This is a genomic window from Amycolatopsis sp. lyj-346 (assembly GCF_046548975.1).
GTDB lineage: Bacteria > Actinomycetota > Actinomycetes > Mycobacteriales > Pseudonocardiaceae > Amycolatopsis.
Genome location: NZ_JAJPWT010000021.1, coordinates 55,397 through 72,612, shown reverse-complemented (window position 1 = coordinate 72,612; position 17,216 = coordinate 55,397). Strand labels below are relative to the sequence as shown.

The 17,216-nt window shown below is 73.4% G+C and carries 19 protein-coding genes; 7 read left to right on the top strand and 12 right to left on the bottom strand.

What is annotated here, in order from left to right; genetic code table 11:
• Nucleotides 1-14 precede the first annotated feature (14 nt).
• The 6 genes from bluB to cbiE are packed head-to-tail and all read right to left on the bottom strand — an operon-like array spanning nt 15 to nt 4,668.
• A complete protein-coding gene (gene bluB, locus ACLJQE_RS40200; RefSeq protein ID WP_410644892.1) occupies nt 15-674 on the bottom strand; it encodes a 5,6-dimethylbenzimidazole synthase in 660 nt (219 codons plus the stop codon).
• On the bottom strand, nt 671-1,390 hold the full coding sequence (locus ACLJQE_RS40195; RefSeq protein ID WP_410644890.1) for a cobalt-precorrin-6A reductase: 720 nt from the start codon (nt 1,388-1,390) through the stop codon (nt 671-673). The genes bluB and ACLJQE_RS40195 overlap by 4 nt, the downstream gene beginning before the upstream one ends.
• Nucleotides 1,387-2,403, bottom strand: coding sequence for a Gfo/Idh/MocA family protein (locus ACLJQE_RS40190; RefSeq protein ID WP_410644888.1), 1,017 nt, complete (start codon nt 2,401-2,403; stop codon nt 1,387-1,389). The genes ACLJQE_RS40195 and ACLJQE_RS40190 overlap by 4 nt, the downstream gene beginning before the upstream one ends.
• Complete coding sequence (gene cobM / locus ACLJQE_RS40185; protein ID WP_410644886.1) at nt 2,400-3,161, bottom strand: precorrin-4 C(11)-methyltransferase; 762 nt, start codon at nt 3,159-3,161, stop codon at nt 2,400-2,402. Before cobM ends, ACLJQE_RS40190 begins: the two co-directional genes overlap by 4 nt.
• On the bottom strand, nt 3,158-3,433 hold the full coding sequence (locus tag ACLJQE_RS40180; RefSeq protein WP_410644885.1) for a hypothetical protein: 276 nt from the start codon (nt 3,431-3,433) through the stop codon (nt 3,158-3,160). Before ACLJQE_RS40180 ends, cobM begins: the two co-directional genes overlap by 4 nt.
• A gap of 59 nt (nt 3,434-3,492) precedes the next feature.
• Nucleotides 3,493-4,668, bottom strand: a complete 1,176-nt coding sequence (cbiE, locus tag ACLJQE_RS40175) for a precorrin-6y C5,15-methyltransferase (decarboxylating) subunit CbiE (protein WP_410644883.1) — start codon at nt 4,666-4,668, stop codon at nt 3,493-3,495.
• Nucleotides 4,669-4,735: 67 nt separating this feature from the next.
• On the opposite strand from cbiE, the gene ACLJQE_RS40170 reads away from it, so the two are divergent.
• The 5 genes from ACLJQE_RS40170 (at nt 4,736) to ACLJQE_RS40150 (ending at nt 10,076) form a co-directional block, all read left to right on the top strand.
• Nucleotides 4,736-6,685, top strand: coding sequence for a putative cobaltochelatase (locus tag ACLJQE_RS40170; RefSeq protein ID WP_410644882.1), 1,950 nt, complete (start codon nt 4,736-4,738; stop codon nt 6,683-6,685).
• Nucleotides 6,685-7,299, top strand: a complete 615-nt coding sequence (gene cobO, locus ACLJQE_RS40165) for a cob(I)yrinic acid a,c-diamide adenosyltransferase (protein WP_410644881.1) — start codon at nt 6,685-6,687, stop codon at nt 7,297-7,299. The genes ACLJQE_RS40170 and cobO overlap by 1 nt, the downstream gene beginning before the upstream one ends.
• The gene (locus tag ACLJQE_RS40160; RefSeq protein WP_410644880.1) at nt 7,293-8,624 is read left to right on the top strand and encodes a cobyrinate a,c-diamide synthase; all 1,332 of its coding nucleotides are present in this window, start codon (nt 7,293-7,295) and stop codon (nt 8,622-8,624) included. Before cobO ends, ACLJQE_RS40160 begins: the two co-directional genes overlap by 7 nt.
• Nucleotides 8,617-9,633 carry an Rv2231c family pyridoxal phosphate-dependent protein CobC gene (gene cobC, locus ACLJQE_RS40155; RefSeq protein WP_410644879.1) on the top strand — a complete coding sequence of 339 codons (1,017 nt, stop codon included), beginning with the start codon at nt 8,617-8,619 and terminating at the stop codon, nt 9,631-9,633. The genes ACLJQE_RS40160 and cobC overlap by 8 nt, the downstream gene beginning before the upstream one ends.
• An 86-nt stretch (nt 9,634-9,719) precedes the next feature.
• Nucleotides 9,720-10,076, top strand: coding sequence for a VOC family protein (locus ACLJQE_RS40150; RefSeq protein WP_410644878.1), 357 nt, complete (start codon nt 9,720-9,722; stop codon nt 10,074-10,076).
• Here the strand turns inward: ACLJQE_RS40150 and ACLJQE_RS40145 are convergent.
• The 6 genes from ACLJQE_RS40145 to ACLJQE_RS40120 all read right to left on the bottom strand — a co-directional run bounded on the left by ACLJQE_RS40145 (nt 10,060) and on the right by ACLJQE_RS40120 (nt 14,545).
• Nucleotides 10,060-10,752: a helix-turn-helix transcriptional regulator gene (locus ACLJQE_RS40145; RefSeq protein ID WP_410644877.1), complete on the bottom strand. Its 693-nt coding sequence runs from the start codon at nt 10,750-10,752 to the stop codon at nt 10,060-10,062. The genes ACLJQE_RS40150 and ACLJQE_RS40145 overlap by 17 nt on opposite strands.
• A gap of 36 nt (nt 10,753-10,788) precedes the next feature.
• Nucleotides 10,789-11,277: a hypothetical protein gene (locus ACLJQE_RS40140; RefSeq protein WP_410644876.1), complete on the bottom strand. Its 489-nt coding sequence runs from the start codon at nt 11,275-11,277 to the stop codon at nt 10,789-10,791.
• Entirely contained in the window at nt 11,274-11,759 is a 486-nt protein-coding gene (locus tag ACLJQE_RS40135) for an RNA polymerase sigma factor (protein WP_410644997.1), read from the bottom strand. The genes ACLJQE_RS40140 and ACLJQE_RS40135 overlap by 4 nt, the downstream gene beginning before the upstream one ends.
• A gap of 39 nt (nt 11,760-11,798) precedes the next feature.
• Nucleotides 11,799-12,515 carry an adenosylcobinamide-GDP ribazoletransferase gene (locus ACLJQE_RS40130; protein WP_410644996.1) on the bottom strand — a complete coding sequence of 239 codons (717 nt, stop codon included), beginning with the start codon at nt 12,513-12,515 and terminating at the stop codon, nt 11,799-11,801.
• A 361-nt stretch (nt 12,516-12,876) separates the two neighbouring features.
• Entirely contained in the window at nt 12,877-13,890 is a 1,014-nt protein-coding gene (gene cobT / locus ACLJQE_RS40125; RefSeq protein ID WP_410644875.1) for a nicotinate-nucleotide--dimethylbenzimidazole phosphoribosyltransferase, read from the bottom strand.
• 13 nt (nt 13,891-13,903) lie between these two features.
• Complete coding sequence (locus tag ACLJQE_RS40120) at nt 13,904-14,545, bottom strand: bifunctional adenosylcobinamide kinase/adenosylcobinamide-phosphate guanylyltransferase (RefSeq protein WP_410644874.1); 642 nt, start codon at nt 14,543-14,545, stop codon at nt 13,904-13,906.
• A 36-nt stretch (nt 14,546-14,581) separates the two neighbouring features.
• Here ACLJQE_RS40120 and ACLJQE_RS40115 point away from each other — a divergent pair, with 36 nt between their 5' ends.
• Nucleotides 14,582-15,622 (top strand): cobalamin biosynthesis protein, encoded by a 1,041-nt coding sequence (locus ACLJQE_RS40115; RefSeq protein ID WP_410644995.1) that lies wholly within the window; start codon nt 14,582-14,584, stop codon nt 15,620-15,622.
• Nucleotides 15,619-17,100 carry a cobyric acid synthase gene (locus ACLJQE_RS40110; protein ID WP_410644873.1) on the top strand — a complete coding sequence of 494 codons (1,482 nt, stop codon included), beginning with the start codon at nt 15,619-15,621 and terminating at the stop codon, nt 17,098-17,100. Before ACLJQE_RS40115 ends, ACLJQE_RS40110 begins: the two co-directional genes overlap by 4 nt.
• The last annotated feature ends 116 nt before the right edge of the window (nt 17,101-17,216 follow it).

Genomic DNA, 17,216 nt, shown 5'->3' with positions numbered 1-17,216 from the left:
GCAACGCTAACGGGTCAGACGTGGGCGGCTGACGCAGCCCCCGGGTCACGCGGGGTGAACCGCCCGTGGTGGAGCGCCGCGGACAGGGGACGGCGGCTGCGCCAACCGTGGCGCTCCAGGTCGGGCACGGTTTCGAGCCTGCTCACCGGGCCGGTGCACAGCCACGCGACCGGCCGGACGCCGTCCGGGATGCCGAGCAGCTCGCCGAGGAACGGCTCGCGGTAGAAGCTGACCCAGCCGACGCCCAGCCCTTCCGCGGTCGCGGCCAGCCAGAGGTTCTGGATCGCGAGGCACACCGAGTAGAGGCCGGCGTCGGCGATGGCGTGCCGGCCGAGCACGTCGGGCGCGCCGCGCGCCGGGTCGTAGGTGACGACGATGCCGACGCTCGCCTCGAGGATGCCTTCGATCTTGATGTTCGCGAAGGTGCCCGCGCGGTCTTCGCCGAGCTGCCCGGCGAAGACCTCACGCTCCTCGTGGACGTGCTTCGCGAACTTCTCGCGCGTCACGTGGTCGTCGACCAGCACGAAGTCCCACGGCTGGGTGAGCCCGACGCTCGGCGCGGCGTGGGCGGCCTCGAGGATCCGCATCAGCGTGGCTTCGGGGATCGGTTCGCCGGTGAACTCGCCGCGGACGTCCCGCCGCTTGTGCAGGACTTCGTAGAACTCTTCGATCATCGGTGCAGGACCCATTCGACGGCTTCGGGGACGGTTTCGGCGGTCTCCGTGTGCGGCCTGGCCGGCCGCTGGACCACGACGACGGGCTTCCCGAGTTCGCGGGCCGCGGTCAGCTTCGCGCTGGTCTGCGCGCCGCCGGAGTCCTTGGTGACCAGGACGTCGACCCGGCCGAGCAGCTCGCGCTCGGCGGCCACCTCGTACGGCCCGCGGGCGAGGAGGAGTTCGTGGTGCCGCGGCAGCGGCGGCTCGGGCGGGTCGACGCAGCGGATCAGGAACCACAGGTCGTCGAGGTGCGCGAAGGACGGCAGGCCCTGCCGGCCGCTCGTCAGGAACACCCGTTTCCCCAGTTCAGGGAGTTTCCGGGCGGCGTCGGCGAGGTCGTCGGCCCAGTGCCAGACGTCTTGGGGACCCGCCCGCCAGCCGGGCCGTGCGAGCCGGAGAAGGGGCGTCTTCGTCAGCTCGGCCGCCTTCGCGGCGTTCGCGCCGATGCGCTCGGCGAAGGGATGGGTGGCGTCCACGACGGCGGCGATCCGGTTCTCGCGCAGGTACCGCGCAAGGCCGTCCGGGCCGCCGAAGCCGCCTACGCGTACTTCGCCGACGGGAAGCCTCGGCCGCGCGACGCGTCCCGCCAGCGAAGAGACAACGCCGACATCGCGCGTGCTGAGCGCTTCGGCGAGCTGACGGGCTTCGCCGGTCCCGCCGAGGATGAGGATCACGAGGAGCGCCCGTAGCCGACGGCTTCGCGCCAGCGGTCCAGCGTACGCAGGTTGGCGAGGGTTTCCGCCCAGGTCAGCTCGGGCGCCTGCCGGTCCTGGACGTGCGCGGCGACGTGGTCCGCTTCGCGCGCGAAGACGCCTTGGGTGGCTTCGACCTCGATGATCTTCGGCTCGCCACCGGCCGGGGTGAGGATGATCTGCGAGACGCCGGGGTTGCGCAGCGGGTGGATCCACGCGGGCTGCGGGATGTGGATCTGCCCGCGCGAGCCGAAGACGCGGATGCCGTCCTCGCGGGCGAGCCGGATCCCGCACGAGATCGTCGCGAGGATGTCCCCGGGCAGGCGCAGCAGACCGGTCGCCCACTCGTCGACGCCGGTGGCGGACAGGTGCGCCATCCCGCTGACCTCGGACGGCTCGACCACGTCCTGCCCGGTCGCGGCCTGCGCGACCAGCCGGGCCAGCGACGTGCAGTAGCAGCCGACGTCGAGGATCCCGCCGCCGCCGAGCGCCGGGTCGCTCAGCCGGGCGGTCTCCTCCGGGTTGCTGTCGAAGGAGAAGGTGGTGTCCACGGCACGGACCTCGCCGATGGCGCCGGCCGCGATCAGCTCGGCCAGCCGCCGCGTCTGCGGGTGCAGCCGGTACATGAACGCCTCCATCAGGAAGACGTCGTGCGCGCGGGCGGCGGCGATCACCTCTTCGGCGTCGGCCGCGGTGATGGTCAACGGCTTCTCGCACAGCACGTGCTTCCCGGCTTCGGCCGCGGCGATGGCCCATTCCTTGTGCATCGCGTGCGGCGTCGAGACGTACACGGCGTCGACGTCGGGATCGGCGAGGAGCTCCTCATAGCTGCCGTAGGCCTTCGGGATGTCGAAGCGCGTGGCGAAGTCCCGCGCCCGGCCGGCGTCCCGCGCCGCGACGGCGCCGAGCACACCGTGTTCGCTCTCGTCGACGCCCGCGGCGAAGTGGGCGGCGATCGTCCCGGCGGCCAGCAGGCCCCAGCGCAGTTCGGTCACAACGACTCCGGTTGGTTCGCCCGGTCCCGGGCACTCGAGTAGAGGAAGCTGTCGGGGAAGTTCGTGGCGGCGAGCACCCGCCCGACGAAAATGGTGGCGGCACGCGTCATCCCGGCCGCGCGGACCAGCGCGGGCAGTTCGCCGAGCACCCCGCGCACGACGGTTTCCCCGGCCTGGCTCGCCAGCGCGACGACGGCGACGGGACAGTCTTCGCCGTAGTGCGGCCGGAGTTCCTCGGCCACCCGCTCGACGTGGTTGACGGCGAGGTGCAGCGCAAGGGTGGCCCCGGTCGCGGCGAAGGCGGCGAGGGTCTCACCGGGCGGCATCTTGGTGGAGCGCGCTTGGACGCGCGTGATCACCAGGCTTTGCCCGATTTCGGGCACGGTGAGTTCCCGCTTCAGCACGGCGGCCGAAGCGGCGAAGGCGGGCACCCCGGGCACGACCTCGTAGGGAACACCGGCCGCATCGAGCCGCCGCACCTGCTCGGCAACGGCGCTGTAGAGCGACGGATCCCCCGAGCACAGCCGCGCAACCTCGTGCCCGGCGCCGTGCGCATCGACGAGCTTCGCGACGATCTGCTCGAGGCTGAGGTTCGCCGTGTCGACGAGCTCGGCCCCGGGCGGGCAGTAGGCGAGCAGGTCGGGTGGGGTCATGCTGCCGGGGTAGAGGCAGACACGGCAGCGCGCCAGCAGATCCCGGCCCCGCACGGTGATGAGGTCGGCAGCCCCGGGCCCGGCGCCGATGAAGTGCACGGTCACCGGCTGCTCCACCGAACCGAGCCGACGGGGTTGCCGCCGCGCCGCGGAGCCGGGTCGGCGGGGCTGTCGCCGCGTCGCACAGCCGCGCCGGTGGGCTTGCCGCCGAGCTGCCGAGTCAGGTCGGCGAGGTTGCCGCCGCGTCGCACAGCCGCGCTGGCGAGCTCGCCGCCGAGCTGCCGAGCCAGGCCGCCGGGCTCGGCGCCGCGCGCGGTCGCCCGCCACCAGGTGTGGCAGCCGCCCGGCCCCCGGCTGCCCGTCGCAGAGCCCGTCATCGGCTGCTCCGCGGGTGCACCCGCGGAGCCCACGGGCACGGCCGTCGCCCAAACACCGCTCATCGGTTGCTCCACTGCGTCACCACCCGAGCCGGCGTCCAGCCCGTGAAGCCGCCCAGCGGAGCCGCCCGCTCCACGCCGATCCGCAGCAGCTCCCCTCCGTGTTCCTCGTACGCCCTCGCCAAGGCCTGCTCGGCCTCCAGTGTCACCCCGTGCGCCACCACTCGTGCGCCCGTGGCCACGCACGCGTCCAGTACGCCCGGCGCCGTCACGCCGCCTCCGATGAAGACCGCGTCCGGTGCGGGCAGCGCGCTCAGCGCTTCCGGTGCTTCCCCCGCCACCACCTCCAGTTCCGGTACTCCCAGGTCCACTGCGTTCCGGCCGATCCGTTCGGCCCGCTCCGCCGAGCGCTCGATCGCGACCGCGCGGTTCAGCACGTGCAGCCGGGACCACTCGATGCCGACGCTGCCCGCGCCCGCGCCGACGTCCCACAACAGCTCGCCGGGACTCGGCGCGAGGCGGGCCAGCGCCGACACTCGAAGGTCGCGCTTGGTCAACTGCCCGTCGTGGGCGTACACGTCGTCCGGGATGCCGATCAGCGGCAACGCCGGACCCGCGCACTCCAGCGCGAACACCGTCAGCGGTCCGGGATCGCCGGCCCAGCCGTCGGAGACGCGCTCGTCGGGCCCGCCCAGGTTCTCCAACGCGATCAGCTCGCTCTCGCCGTAACCCCGCACGGTGAGCAGGGAGCGCAAAGCGGGCGCGTCGGCACCCAGGACGAGCACTCGCCGGCGCGGCGCCAGTACCCGGGCGACGCGGGCCGACGACCGGCCGACGATGGTGACCACCTCGGTCTCTTCGGCGGACCAGCCCAGCCGTGCCCGGGCCAGTGTCACCGAGGAGACCGCGGGCAGCGCCTCGACCTCGTATCCATGGGCCACCAGCGTAGAACCCACCCCCGACAAAAACGGATCTCCGCTGGCCAGGACGCAGATCCGGGCGCCTTCGTGCTCGGCGATGACCGCGTCGAGCCCCGGCAGCAACGGCGTCGGCCACGCCTCCGCCGGGACCTCCTCGGGCAGGTAGCCCAGCTGCCGGGGCGCGCCCAGCACGACGTCGGCGGCGAGCACCGCGGCCCTTGCCTGCTCCGACAGGCCGGGCCAGCCGTCGGCCCCGATCCCGACCACGGTCAAGCGGCTCGCGGAGCCCGCGGATCGACGTGATTCTTCGCGCACGATTTCCCACCCTAAGCGAGCCCGGCGCTGTGCGATGATCGGCCGGTCGCCGACCTCAGGAGCGCTGTTGAAGCCGTACCCGTTCACCGCCGTCGTCGGACTGCCGGACCTGCGCCTGGCGCTGGTCCTGTCCTCGATCTCGCCCGCCGTCGGCGGCGTGCTGGTGCGCGGCGAAAAGGGCACCGCGAAGTCGACCATGGTGCGTGCGCTCGCCGGCCTGCTGCCGGGCGTCGACGTCGTCGACGGCTGCCGCTTCTCCTGCGATCCCGCCGCTCCCGACCCGCTCTGCCCGGACGGTCCGCACGACGGCGCGAAGAGCCACCGGCGCCCCGCGAAGCTGGTCGAACTTCCCGTGGGCGCGGCCGAAGACCGCGTCATCGGGAGCCTGCACCTGGAACGCGCGCTCGCCGAAGGCGTCACGGACTTCCAGCCGGGCCTCCTGGCCGCCGCGCACCGCGGGCTGCTCTACGTCGACGAGGTCAACCTGTTGCACGACCACCTCGTCGACACGCTTCTGGACGCCGCCGCGATGGGTCGCGCGACCGTGGAACGCGAAGGCGTTTCGGTCTCACACGCGGCGCGGTTCGTCCTGATCGGCACCATGAACCCCGAAGAGGGCGAGCTGCGGCCGCAGCTGCTGGACCGGTTCGGGCTGACCGTCGAGGTCGCCTCCAGCCGCGATCCGGAGCAGCGCGTCGAGGTCGTCCGCCGTCGGCTGGCCTACGAAGCCGATCCCGACGCCTTCGCCGCGCAGTACGCCGGCGAAGACGCTCAGCTCGCCGTGGACATCGAAGCGGCGCAACGGCTTCTGCCCGCCGTCAAGCTCCCGGACGAGGCTCTGCGCCAGATCGCCGAGATCTGCGCGTCCTTCGAGGTCGACGGCATGCGTGCGGACATCGTCACCGCGCGGACGGCCATCGCGCACGCCGCCTGGGCCGGCCGGGACGAGGTGACCACCGAGGACGTCCGCGTCGCCGCCCGGCTCGCGCTGCCGCACCGGCGCCGCCGCAACCCGTTCGACGCGCCGGGTATCTCGGAAGAGCAATTGGAGCAGGCACTCCAGGACGCCCAGCCGGACCCGGGCCCCGAAGACGACGGCCCCGGCCCGGGTTCGGCGCCGCCGGAAACACCCGAGCCGCAGGGGAGCGAGAACGCGCCGCAAGGCGAGGCTCAGCCGAGCCGGAGTGGCGGTCAGCAGAAGACCGTCGGGGCCGGCGAGACGTTCAAGGCCCGCGTCTTCCGCGTCAAGGGCATGGGCGAAGGTGAGCGTGGACGCCGTTCGCGCGCGATCACCGACAGCGGACGCACCATCGGCGTCCAGCCCGCGAGCGTCCGCGAAGGACGGCCACACCTCGTCGCGACCGTGAAAGCCGCGGCACCGCACCAGAAAGCCCGCGGCCGAGCCGGCGCCGGGCTCGAACTGCGCCCGGAGGACCTGCGCTTCGCGCTGCGCGAAGGCCGCGAAGGCAACCTCGTGCTCTTCTGCGTGGACGCGTCCGGCTCGATGGGCGCGAAGACGCGGATGCGCGAGGTCAAGTCCGCCGTCCTGTCGCTGCTGCTCGACGCCTACCAGCGCCGCGACAAGGTCGGGCTCGTCACGTTCCGCGGCGACGCGGCCGAACTCGCGCTGCCGCCGACGATCAGCGTCGACGCGGCCGCGTCCCGCCTCGAAAGCCTGCCGACCGGCGGCCGGACGCCGCTCGCCGAAGGGCTGCTGGAGGCGGCGCGCGTCCTGCGGGTCGAGGAGATCCGCGACCCCCGGCGCCGCCCGCTCCTGGTCGTCGTCACGGACGGCCGCGCCACCAGCGGTCCGGACGCCGTCGCGCGCGCCCGGGCCGCGGCCGGGCTCCTGGCCGGCGTCACGACGATCGTCATGGACTGCGAGAGCGGCAAGATGCGCCTCGGCCTGGCCGCCGACCTCGCCACCCACCTCGGCGCGGAACACGTTCCCCTCGCCGACGTCGCCGCCGAATCGCTGGCGGCCGCCGTCCGCGCCCGGACCGGAAGGGCCGCCTGATGCCGCAGGGCAAACCGGAAGCCGTCCCGAACGACGGCCTGACCACCCGCCAGCGCCGCAACCGCCCGTTGCTCGCCGTGCACACCGGCGAGATGAAGGGCAAGTCGACGGCCGCGTTCGGGATGGCGCTGCGTGCCTGGAACCAGGGCTGGTCGATCGGCGTGTTCCAGTTCGTCAAGTCGGCGAAGTGGCGCGTCGGCGAGGAAGCCGCGTTCCGCGCGCTGGGGAAGCTGCACGACGACACCGGCGAGGGCGGGCCGGTCGAGTGGCACAAGATGGGCGAAGGCTGGAGCTGGGCGCGCAAGTCCGGCACCGAAGACGACCACGCGGAAAACGCGCGCGAAGGCTGGGCGGAGATCAAGCGCCGCCTCGCCGCCGAGCAGCACGGCTTCTACGTCCTCGACGAGTTCTCCTACCTGCTCAAGTGGGGCTGGCTCGAGGTGGACGACGTCGTGTCCACTTTGGTCTCGCGGCCCGGCCACCAGCACGTCGTCATCACCGGCCGGTACGCGCCGCCGGAGCTCGTCGAGGCCGCCGACCTGGTCGCCGAGATGACCAAGGTCAAGCACCCGATGGACGCCGGGCAGAAGGGTCAGCGGGGGATCGAGTGGTAGCGCGCGTGGTCGTCGCCGCGCCCGGTTCCGGGCACGGCAAGACCACGATCGCCGCCGGGCTGATGGCGGCGCTGCGCGCGGCCGGGCACCGGGTGTCCGGGCACAAGGTCGGGCCGGACTTCATCGATCCGGGCTACCACGCGCTCGCCACCGGACGGCCCGCGCGCAACCTCGACCCGCTCCTGCAGGGCGAAGACCGGCTGGTTCCGTTGCTGCGGCACGGTTCTCGCGGCGCCGACATCGCCGTGATCGAGGGCGTGATGGGGTTGTTCGACGGCGCGCTGGGCACCGAGGGTTATGCGTCGACCGCCCATGTCGCCCGGCTGCTCGACGCGCCCGTGGTGCTGGTCGTCGACGCCTCGGCCGCCTCCCGCAGCGTCGCCGCGACCGTGCTCGGGTTCGCCCACTACGACAACCGCGTGCGGCTCGCCGGGGTCATCCTCAACAAGCTCGGCTCGCAGCGGCACCGCGACGAGATCGCATCGGCGCTGGACGCCACCGGCGTGCCGTTGCTGGGATCGTTGTACCGCAACGAAGAAATCCACGCGCCGAGCCGGCACCTCGGGCTCGTCCCGGCGGCGGAACGGGCCGCGGAGGCGCAGCACGTGCTGCCCGCGCTCGCCGCGTGGGTCCGTGACGGCGTCGATCTCGACGCGATCGTCCGGATCGCTTCCGGGGCGCCGCGGCTTTCGACGCCACCGTGGGAACCGTCCGGGATGGACGGTCCACAGGTGACGGTCGCGGCCGCCGGCGGTCCGGCGTTCACCTTCCGCTACACCGAGAACGTCGAGCTGCTGGCCGCCTGCGGGGTGGCGGTCGTGGACGTCGACCCGCTGCGGGACCAGGCGCTGCCCGACGGGTGTGCCGGCCTGTACTTCGGTGGCGGGTTTCCCGAGGTGCACGCGGCGGAGCTGTCGGCGAACACGGCGTTGCGCACTGAGGTGGCTTCGGCCATCCAGGGCGGGATGCCGGTGAGTGCCGAGTGCGCGGGGCTGCTGTACCTGTGCCAGTCGCTGGACGGCGTGCCCATGGTCGGCGCGCTGCCCGCGGACGCCAAGATGACCGCCCGTGGCAAGCTCGGCTACCGGCGCGCGGTCGCCGTCGAGGACAACCTGCTGGCGACGGCCGGCCAGCGCGTCACCGGGCACGAATTCCACCGCACCGAGGTGACGCCGTCGCACGGCGCCTCGGCGGCCTGGGGCTGGGACCGGCAGCTGGACGGCTTCGCGTCGCCGACGCTGCACGCGTCCTACCTGCACGTCCACTGGGCAGGACATCCCGAGCTGGCCCGGCGGTTCGCGGCGCGGGTCCGTGCCCATGGCTGACTACGACCTGCACCACCACGGCGACCGTGAGGTCGGGCCGGGCCTGGTGGATCTCGCGGTGAACGTCCGGTTGCCCCGGCCACCGGCATGGCTGCGACGGGAATTGGCGTCCGCTTTGGACTCGCTCGCCGCTTATCCGTCCACTGTGGATGCTGTGCGCGCGGTCGCCGCGCGCCACGGTCGTGCTTCCTCGGAAGTGCTGGTCACGGCGGGTGCGGCGGAGGCGTTCACGCTGCTGGCCTCGGCTTTCCGGCCGCGCCGCGCGGTGGTCGTGCACCCGCAGTTCACCGAGCCGGAAGCGGCGCTGCGGGCGGCGGGGCACGCGGTCTCGCGGGTGATTCTGTCCGAAGAGGACGGATTCGTGCTCGACCCGGCATCGGTGCCGTCCGACGCCGACCTGGTGTTCGTGGGCAACCCGACCAATCCGACGTCGGTGCTGCACCCGGCGGCGTCGCTGCTTTCCTTGGCGCGCCCCGGACGGCTGCTCGTGGTGGACGAGGCGTTCCTGGACGCGGTGCCCGGCGAGGTCGAAAGCCTGGCCGCCGGTCACCCGGGTGTCGTCGTGCTGCGCAGCTTGACGAAGACCTGGGGGCTGGCCGGGCTGCGTGCGGGGTACGTGCTCGCTCCCGCGGACGTCGTCGAGCGGCTGCGGGCGGTCCAGGTGCCGTGGTCGGTGTCCACGTTGGCCGCCGTGGCGACGGTGGCGTGCTGCCGCCCGTCCGCGTTGGAGGAAGCGGAAAAGCTCGCGGTGGCCGCGGAGGCCGACCGCGAGTACCTGGTGTCGGGCCTGGCCGGGCAGGGCGTCGACGTGCTGGGCGATCCCCGCGGCCCCTTCGTGCTGATCCGGATTCCGGGCGGGGCGGCGCTTCGCGAGCGGTTGCGGGAGGCCGGTTACGCGGTGCGGCGCGGAGACACGTTCCCCGGGCTCGGCCCGGACCACCTGCGGCTGGCGGTCCGCGACCGCGCGACCACCGACGCGTTCCTGACGGCGTTGCGCAAAGTCTCGTAAAACACCGACAGGGGGTTGTCGCCGCCGACGTCGAGACTGGGCACAGATCGGGAAACACCCGGCGTGGCAGTGGAAGGAACGACGACATGCCCGGATTCAACGACGTCGCCTGGTTCGAGATCGGTGCCGCGGACCCGGCGGCCGCCGAACGGTTCTACGGTGAAGTGTTCGGCTGGAAGATCGCCCAGGACTCGTCGGCCAGCACCGACCCGGCCTACCGGGTGATCGACACCGGCGGCTCGCGCGGCGGGCTCTCCGCGGGAACGGAGGACTACGCGATCTTCACCGTGCTCGTCGAGGACGTCGACGCCGCGTGCAAACGGGCGGAAGCGGCCGGTGGCCGGGTGCGGCGGCCACCGGCGGTCAATCCCGTCGGGGTGACGTTCGCGCACGTGCTTGACCCGGCGGGCAACCACTTCTCGGTGTTCACCCCGCCAAGTTGAGCTGCTCGACGTCGCCGTACGGGATGTCGAGGTCCGTGCGACGGCGGAACTTCGGCACCTCGGCCGTGACGGTCACCGACGTGATCCGATCGGTGCGGAAGACCCGGACCTGGTCGCGGAGCCGGCACCAGGCCACGAGGTACCAGTGAGCCGGTTTGCCGACGTAGGACAGCGGTTCGATCTCGCGCTGCGTCACGGCGCCTTCGCGGTCGGCGTACCCGATGCGCAGGACGCGGCCGGCGTCGAGCGCGTCGGCGATCTTGCGCGGCATCGGCGGCGGCGAAGGCTTGTCGAGCAGGTGCACACGCGAGGCCAGCTCGCGGGCCTCGGCGGCGTCGTCCTCGTGCATCGCCGCGACGAGCTTGCGCAGGGCCGAGCCCGCTTCCGCGCGGAACGGGGTGCCGTCCAGGTGCTTCAGTGCGAGCGCCATGGCGACGGCCTCGCCGGGTGTCAGGTTGACCGGCGGCATGGTGTGCGCCTTGTCGAGGCAGTAGCCGCCGGTGCGGCCGGGCTCGGCGTAGATCGGCGTGCCGGCCTGCTGCAGGGCGCTGATGTCCCGTTCGACGGTGCGGACGCTCACCTCGAACCGGCGCGCGAGCCAGCGCGCACTGCGTGGCCGCGGCGCGACGGCGCGCAGTTCTTCGACGAGGGCGTAGAGACGATCGGTCCGATTCACGGTGATCACGCTAAGGAGGGGGTACGACAGTTTCGGTTACTCGCAGATGTGCTTGAACTCCGTCGCGCCGGGTCGCTGGCGGAACCGGACCTCGTGGCCGAAGTGGTCGCGGAACACCGCGGAGTCCGGTGAGGTGAGCGTCATCGTGCCTTCCTGGTACGGGTTGTCCCAGCCGGGAGGCGAGCTGCGGGCGGGGTCAATCAGCGGCGTCTCGGCCTCGTAGAACCGGTCACCGATCTTCGCCTCGTCGACACCGCAGTGCGTCAGGAGGGCGAAGTTCGGCAGCGTCACCGGAGTGGGCGCCGGGGTAAGTGCGGACGTCGGCGCGGCGGGCGGTGCGGGCTTCGGTTCGAGTGGGGTGGCCGCAACGACGACGATCACGCCGGCCACGAGCACTGTCGCGGCTGCGGCCAGCAGCGGGGCGGCCGGTCGTCGCCGGGGCGAGGGGCGTGGCGCCGGCCGGACGTCCACCGTGTCGGCGAGGGCGTGGAAGGCGTTGCGCAGGCGATCCTCGACGTCGGTCATCGGAGTGCTCCCTCCAGCTTGGCCAGCGCGCGGGACGCGCAGGTCTTGACGGTGCCGCGCGAGACGCCGAGCGTGTCGGCGATTTCGGCTTCGGAGAGACCGGTCCAGTAGCGGAGCACGAGCACCTCCCGCTGCCGCCGCGGCAGCCGGCGCACGGCGGCCAGCACCTCCCGGTGCTCCTCGCCGAGCAGGACGCCGGCGTCGGCGGGCGGCACGTCGTCGCGGTCGCCGGGCCGGTGCCGCAGCCGCCGTGCCGCGCGCCGGTGCGCGGAGCGGGCACCGTTGACGACCGAGACGCGGAGGTAGCCGCCCGCCCCGGCCGGGTCGTCGAGCGGCCAGCGGCGGACGAGCGCGACGAAGGCGTCCTGCACGACGTCCTCGGCGAGCCCGCGGTCGCCGAGCAGCAGCACGGCCAGCCGGACCAGGCCGGGGCGGTGTGTGCGGAAGAGTTCCGCCGGGTCGACGGCGGTTTCGGTGCCCAGGGTGAACCTCCTTTACCAGGTACACGCCGGGCAACGGGCCTAGGTTGACAACGCGAGCAGAGCGGCCGCCACGGCGGTTTCGACACCGGCGCCGAGGACGTCGCCGGTGATGCCGCCGAGCCGTTTGGTGCACCGCCACAGAAGCGCGCCGGCGACGGCGTAGGCGAGGCCGACCGCAAGCGGCCCCCGCCACCACGGCAGCCCGGGCAGCAGCACGGCCAGGCCGGCCGCGGCCACACCGACGGCGACCGCGGCACCACGCGGCACCGAGCCGGCGACGGCGGCGCCGAGCCCGTCCGTCCGCGCAGTCGGAACCCCTCGCGCACAAGCCATCGACAACGTGCACCGGCCGATAAGCACGCCCGCGGCCGCCGTGACGGGATTGGCGGCGGTCAAGGCACCGGCTTGGACAAGGAGAACCAGGACGAGCGTGGCCACCCCGGTGGGCCCGGAGTCCCCGCGCCGCATGACGTCGAGAGCCTTGGCCCGGTCGTAGGAGGCACCCAGGCCGTCAGCGGTGTCGGCAAGCCCGTCGAGGTGCAGCCCCCGGCTGCCGAGCGCGACGGAACCGAGGGCGAGCGCGGCGGTGGCAAGAGCGGGCAACCCCACAGCGGAACCGGCCCAGACGACACCGCCGGCAACAGCGGCCAGCGGAACAGCGGCCAGCGGAGCAAGCACCATGGCCCGCCCGGCAACCCCCCGATCGATCACCCGAGGAGCGGGAACCGGCACAGTGGTCAGCGTCCCGACGGCCAGCCGAACGGCATCAACCCACCGGCTCACGTCGGGCTGTCCCCAGCCCGGCCGGCGATGACGGAGTTGTCCACAGATCGTCGAGCGGCCGTTTTGCCAGGTAGAGGCCCGATAGACTGGACCCGGGGGGCGCCCCCGGCGGGTGGGCGCGGTTTCCGGTGACGTCGGCCGGGCAGCCATGCCGCCGGGATCGGCCGGGTGCGGCAGCGGGTTTCGAACGTCGCGAATGACTCATCCGGGACCTCAGCCGGCCCGGACGAGTCGACACCGGCGACAGCCCCGACGCCCCGCGGTCGCCGCAACCGGCCACCTGGCGATCGGCTCTGCCGGAACCCGGTCCGGGGAGGGCGGGGGGCTGCGCTTTTCATGCCAGGTCGGCCAGCAAGCCCATGTCGGCCAAGATGGCCCGGGCCGCTCGCAGGGCGGGGACCGCCTGGACCGCTCCGCTTCCCTCGCCGAGCCGCAGGCCGAAGTCCAAGATCGGCTCCAGCCCCAGTGCCTTCAACGCGAAGGCCTGCGAGGGTTCCGTCGAACGGTGCCCGGCCAGCCACCACTGCTCCGCGCCCGGCGCGATGTCCCGCGCCACCAACGCCGCCGCGCCGGAAAACACGCCGTCGAGGACCACCGGGATTCCGAGCACCGCCGCCTGGACGAGGAAGCCCGCCGTCGCTGCCATGCAGGCGCTGCCCAGCGCCGTCAGCCTGTCGAACGGGTCCTCGACGCGGCCCGAAGTCCGTGACAACGCCGCGGCCACCGCTTCCGTCTTCCGGGACAGCCCTGCCGCGTCGACGCCCGTTCCCGTGCCGACCACCTCCGTCGCCGGCAGGCCGAGGGAGGCCGCCACCAGCGCCGCGCACACCGTCGTGTTGCCGATTCCCATGTCGCCCGGGATCAGCACGTCCGCGTCGCGCTCCTCCAAGGCGATCGCCTGGCCCGCTTCGAACGCCGCTTGGGCTTCGCCCGGCAGCAATGCGTCCTCGACGTCGATCGAACCCGAACCGCGGCGGATCTTGTGCGCCGTCACCGACGGCGGCACGTCCGCGCCGTCCCAGTCGACGGCGATGTCCGCAACCCGCACGCGCACCCCGACCTGCGCGGCCAGCACGTTCACCCCGCTCTTGCCGGCCAGGAACACCCGCACCATCGCGGCGGTCACCTCGCGCGGGTACGCCGAAAGCGCCGAGACGCCGTGGTCGCCCGCGAAGACGACCACGCGGACGTCGTCCAGCGGGCGCGGCGGCACGCTGCCGTGCGCCGCGGACAACCAGGCCGCGATCTCCTCCAGCCTGCCCAGCGCACCGACCGGCTTGACCAGGCCGTCGAGCCGCTCCAGCGCGGCGGTGCGGGCGGCGGGGTCGGGCACGGGTACGTCGAACACGGGCGCCTCCTGGCTACAGGTCGAGCGCCCGGCCCGCGACGACCAGCACGACCCGGTCGGCGTCGGCGGACACCCGGTTGTTGAGTGCGCCCAGCACATCACGGAACAGCCGCCCGGACGACGTTGCGGGCACCACACCGCTGCCGACCTCGTTGCTCACCGCGACCACCGGCACCCGTGCCGCGGCCCACGCGGCCAGGAAGTCCTCGAGCCGGTCGTCCAGGCGGTGCTCCCAGCCCGGCTTCTGCCGCCACGCGCCGACGTCGTCCAGCACGCGGGACAGCCAGGTGCCGAGGCAGTCGATCAGCAGCGGCTCGGTCGCCGTGCGCAGGATCCCGGCGAGGTCGGTCGTCTCGACGGTCTTCCAGTTCGCCGGCCGCCGCGCCTGGTGCGCGGCCACCCGTGCGGCCCATTCGGGGTCGTCTCCGCCCGCGGGCAGGCCGGGCGCGACGTAGACGAGGTGGGGGTGGTAGGCGACGAGCCGCTCGGCGTGCCGTGACTTCCCCGAGCGGACGCCGCCGAGGACCAGCACCTTGCCTTCGTCGCGCCCGTACCGGCGGAGGGCGCGAGCCAGGGATTCGAGATACCCGGCGAGCCGGTGCGTCAGCCCCGCCGACGTACGTTTCTTCGCGGAGGCGGCATTGGGCACAGTCATACCCGGCATTCTGGTGCACGCGCTACCGTGCGCCACGTGCCACTCCGTCTAGGGACAACCGCGGCCGGACTCGTGACCGGATACGTAACCGACGCTCTGTTCGGTGACCCCCGAACGGGCCATCCGGTAGCTCTGTTCGGCACCGCCGCGGCTCGTCTGGAACACCGTCTGTGGTCTGATTCGAAGCCACGCGGAGCCGCGTACGCGGCTCTGTGCACCTTCGGCGCCGTAGGCCTCGGCGCCGCGCTTCAGACGGCGACACGACGACGCCCCTTCGCGCACTTCGTCCTCACCGCCGCGTCCACGTGGGTGGTGCTCGGCGGACGCGGCCTCGCCGCCGAAGGCGCCGAAATGGCCCGCCTGCTCGAAGCGGGCGAAGTGCCTGAAGCGCGTCAGAGGCTCTCGCACCTCTGCGCACGCGATGCGACCACGCTCGACTCCGCCGAGCTGACCCGCGCGGCCACCGAGTCGATCGCCGAGAACACCTCGGACGCCGTGGTCGCGCCGCTGTTCTGGGGCGCCGTCGCCGGAATGCCCGGCCTCCTCGGCTACCGCGCACTGAACACGCTCGACGCGATGGTCGGCTACCGCTCGCCGCGCTACCGCCGCTTCGGCTGGGCCGCGGCACGCGCCGACGACGTCGTCAACCTGGTGCCGTCGCGGATCGGGGCGGCGCTCACGGCGTTGTGCGCGGGCGGCCGGGCGCGGGAATCCTGGCGGGTGTGGCGCCGCGACGGCGGCCGCCACCCGAGCCCCAACGCGGGCCAGGTGGAAGCGGCGTTCGCGGGCGCACTGGACATCCGCCTCGGCGGAACGAACAGCTACGGCGGCGAGGTGGAGAGCCGCGCCCGCCTCGGCGAAGGCCGAGACCCCGAGCCGGCAGACCTGCGGCGCGCAGTGCGCTTGTCCCGGCTGGTGGGCCTGGCCGCGGTGGCCATCGCCGCCATCGCAGCCCCCACCACTCCCTGGGGGGCGGCCCCTGTCCAGTCTATCGGTCCCCGGCCGGGGAGAACCGCCGCTCGGCGATCTGTGGACAACTGCGCCGATGCCGGCCTGGCTGTGGACAACCGGCGATGAGGGGCCTGCTCGTCGCCGGGACGACGTCCGATGCCGGGAAGAGCCTGGTCACCGCCGGGATTTGCCGGTGGCTTGCGCGGCGGGGGGTGCGGGTTGCGCCGTTCAAGGCGCAGAACATGTCCAACAACTCGATGGTCTGCGCCGACGGGGCCGAGATCGGCCGCGCCCAGTGGGTGCAGGCGCGGGCCGCCGGGGTGGAACCCGAGGCGGCGATGAATCCGGTGCTGCTCAAGCCGGGCAGTGACCGGCGCAGCCACGTCGTCGCGCTCGGGAAGCCGTTCGGCACGCTCGAAGCGGGGGAGTACGCCACCGGCCGGGCCGGCCTGGCCGAGATCGCCTTCGGGGCCTTTCGGGACCTCAGTGCGCGTTACGACGTCGTCGTCTGCGAAGGGGCCGGGAGCCCGGCGGAGATCAACCTGCGCGGCGGCGACTACGTCAACATGGGCCTCGCGCGGCGGTTCGGGCTGCCGGTGCTGGTCGTCGGCGACATCGACCGCGGCGGCGTGCTCGCGGCGATGTTCGGCACCCTCGCGCTGCTCTCGGCCGAGGACCAGGCGCTCGTCGCGGGCTGGGTGGTCAACAAGTTCCGCGGCGACGTCGGGCTGCTGCGGCCCGGCCTCGACAGCCTCGAGAAGGTCACCGGACGGCCGGTGCTGGGCGTGCTGCCGTGGCTGGACCGGGTGTGGATCGACTCGGAGGACGCCCTCGCCGCGGCGGGCTGGCGCCGCGAAGCGCCCGGCGGTGGCCTCGGGGTGGCGGTCGTCCGGTTCCCGCGCGCGTCCAACGCCACCGACGTCGACGCGCTGGCCGCCGAACCCGGGGTCACGGTGACGCTCACCGCCGACCCCGACGTCGTGGCGGCGGCGGACGTCGTGGTGCTGCCCGGATCGCGCGCGACCGTGGCCGACCTGGCCTGGCTGCGGGACCGCGGTCTCGACACGGCGGTGACGGCCCGGGCCGCCGCGGGCCGTCCCGTCCTCGGCATCTGCGGCGGCTACCAGATGCTCACGGAATCCATTGTGGACGACATTGAGTCCGGGGCGGGCGAGGTGGCGGGCCTCGGCCTGTTGCCGGGACGGGTGACGTTCGCCGCGGAGAAGGTGCTCGCGCGGCCGGCGGGGGCCTGGCGCGGCCATCCGGTGGACGCCTACGAGATCCACCACGGCTCGGTGACCACCACGGCCCCGGCGGAGTCCTTTCTGGACGGACAATGCGCCGGACCGGTCTGGGGCACGATGTGGCACGGCGCCTTCGAAAACGACGCTTTTCGCCGCGCGTGGCTCACCGAAGCGGCGGCGCAGGCGGGAGCCCGGTGGACGCCGGCGCCGGACGCGCCCGGGTTCGGCGAGCTGCGCGAAGAAATGCTGGACAAGCTCGCGGACGCGGTCGACGAGCACCTCGACACGGCGATGCTGCGGACGCTGCTGGAGCGCGGGGCGCCGCCGGACCTGGCGTTCGTCCCGCCGGGCGCGCCTTAGCCCGGCAGGGAACGGACTGCCACCGGCCGGGATCTCGGCGGCGGGGCTTGGGGGCGGCCGGAGGATGCCCCGTCGCCGGGCGGGGTGCTTGGCCGGCGGGGTTTGCCGCCTTGTCG

Coding starts and splice junctions, on each gene's coding strand:
- bluB (WP_410644892.1), bottom strand. CDS start 674: ATGATCGAAGAGTTCTACGAAGTCCTGCACAAGCGGCGGGACGTCCGC.
- ACLJQE_RS40180 (WP_410644885.1), bottom strand. CDS start 3,433: ATGACGGGCTCTGCGACGGGCAGCCGGGGGCCGGGCGGCTGCCACACC.
- cobO (WP_410644881.1), top strand. CDS start 6,685: ATGCCGCAGGGCAAACCGGAAGCCGTCCCGAACGACGGCCTGACCACC.
- cobC (WP_410644879.1), top strand. CDS start 8,617: ATGGCTGACTACGACCTGCACCACCACGGCGACCGTGAGGTCGGGCCG.
- ACLJQE_RS40150 (WP_410644878.1), top strand. CDS start 9,720: ATGCCCGGATTCAACGACGTCGCCTGGTTCGAGATCGGTGCCGCGGAC.
- ACLJQE_RS40140 (WP_410644876.1), bottom strand. CDS start 11,277: ATGACCGACGTCGAGGATCGCCTGCGCAACGCCTTCCACGCCCTCGCC.
- ACLJQE_RS40120 (WP_410644874.1), bottom strand. CDS start 14,545: ATGACTGTGCCCAATGCCGCCTCCGCGAAGAAACGTACGTCGGCGGGG.
- ACLJQE_RS40110 (WP_410644873.1), top strand. CDS start 15,619: ATGAGGGGCCTGCTCGTCGCCGGGACGACGTCCGATGCCGGGAAGAGC.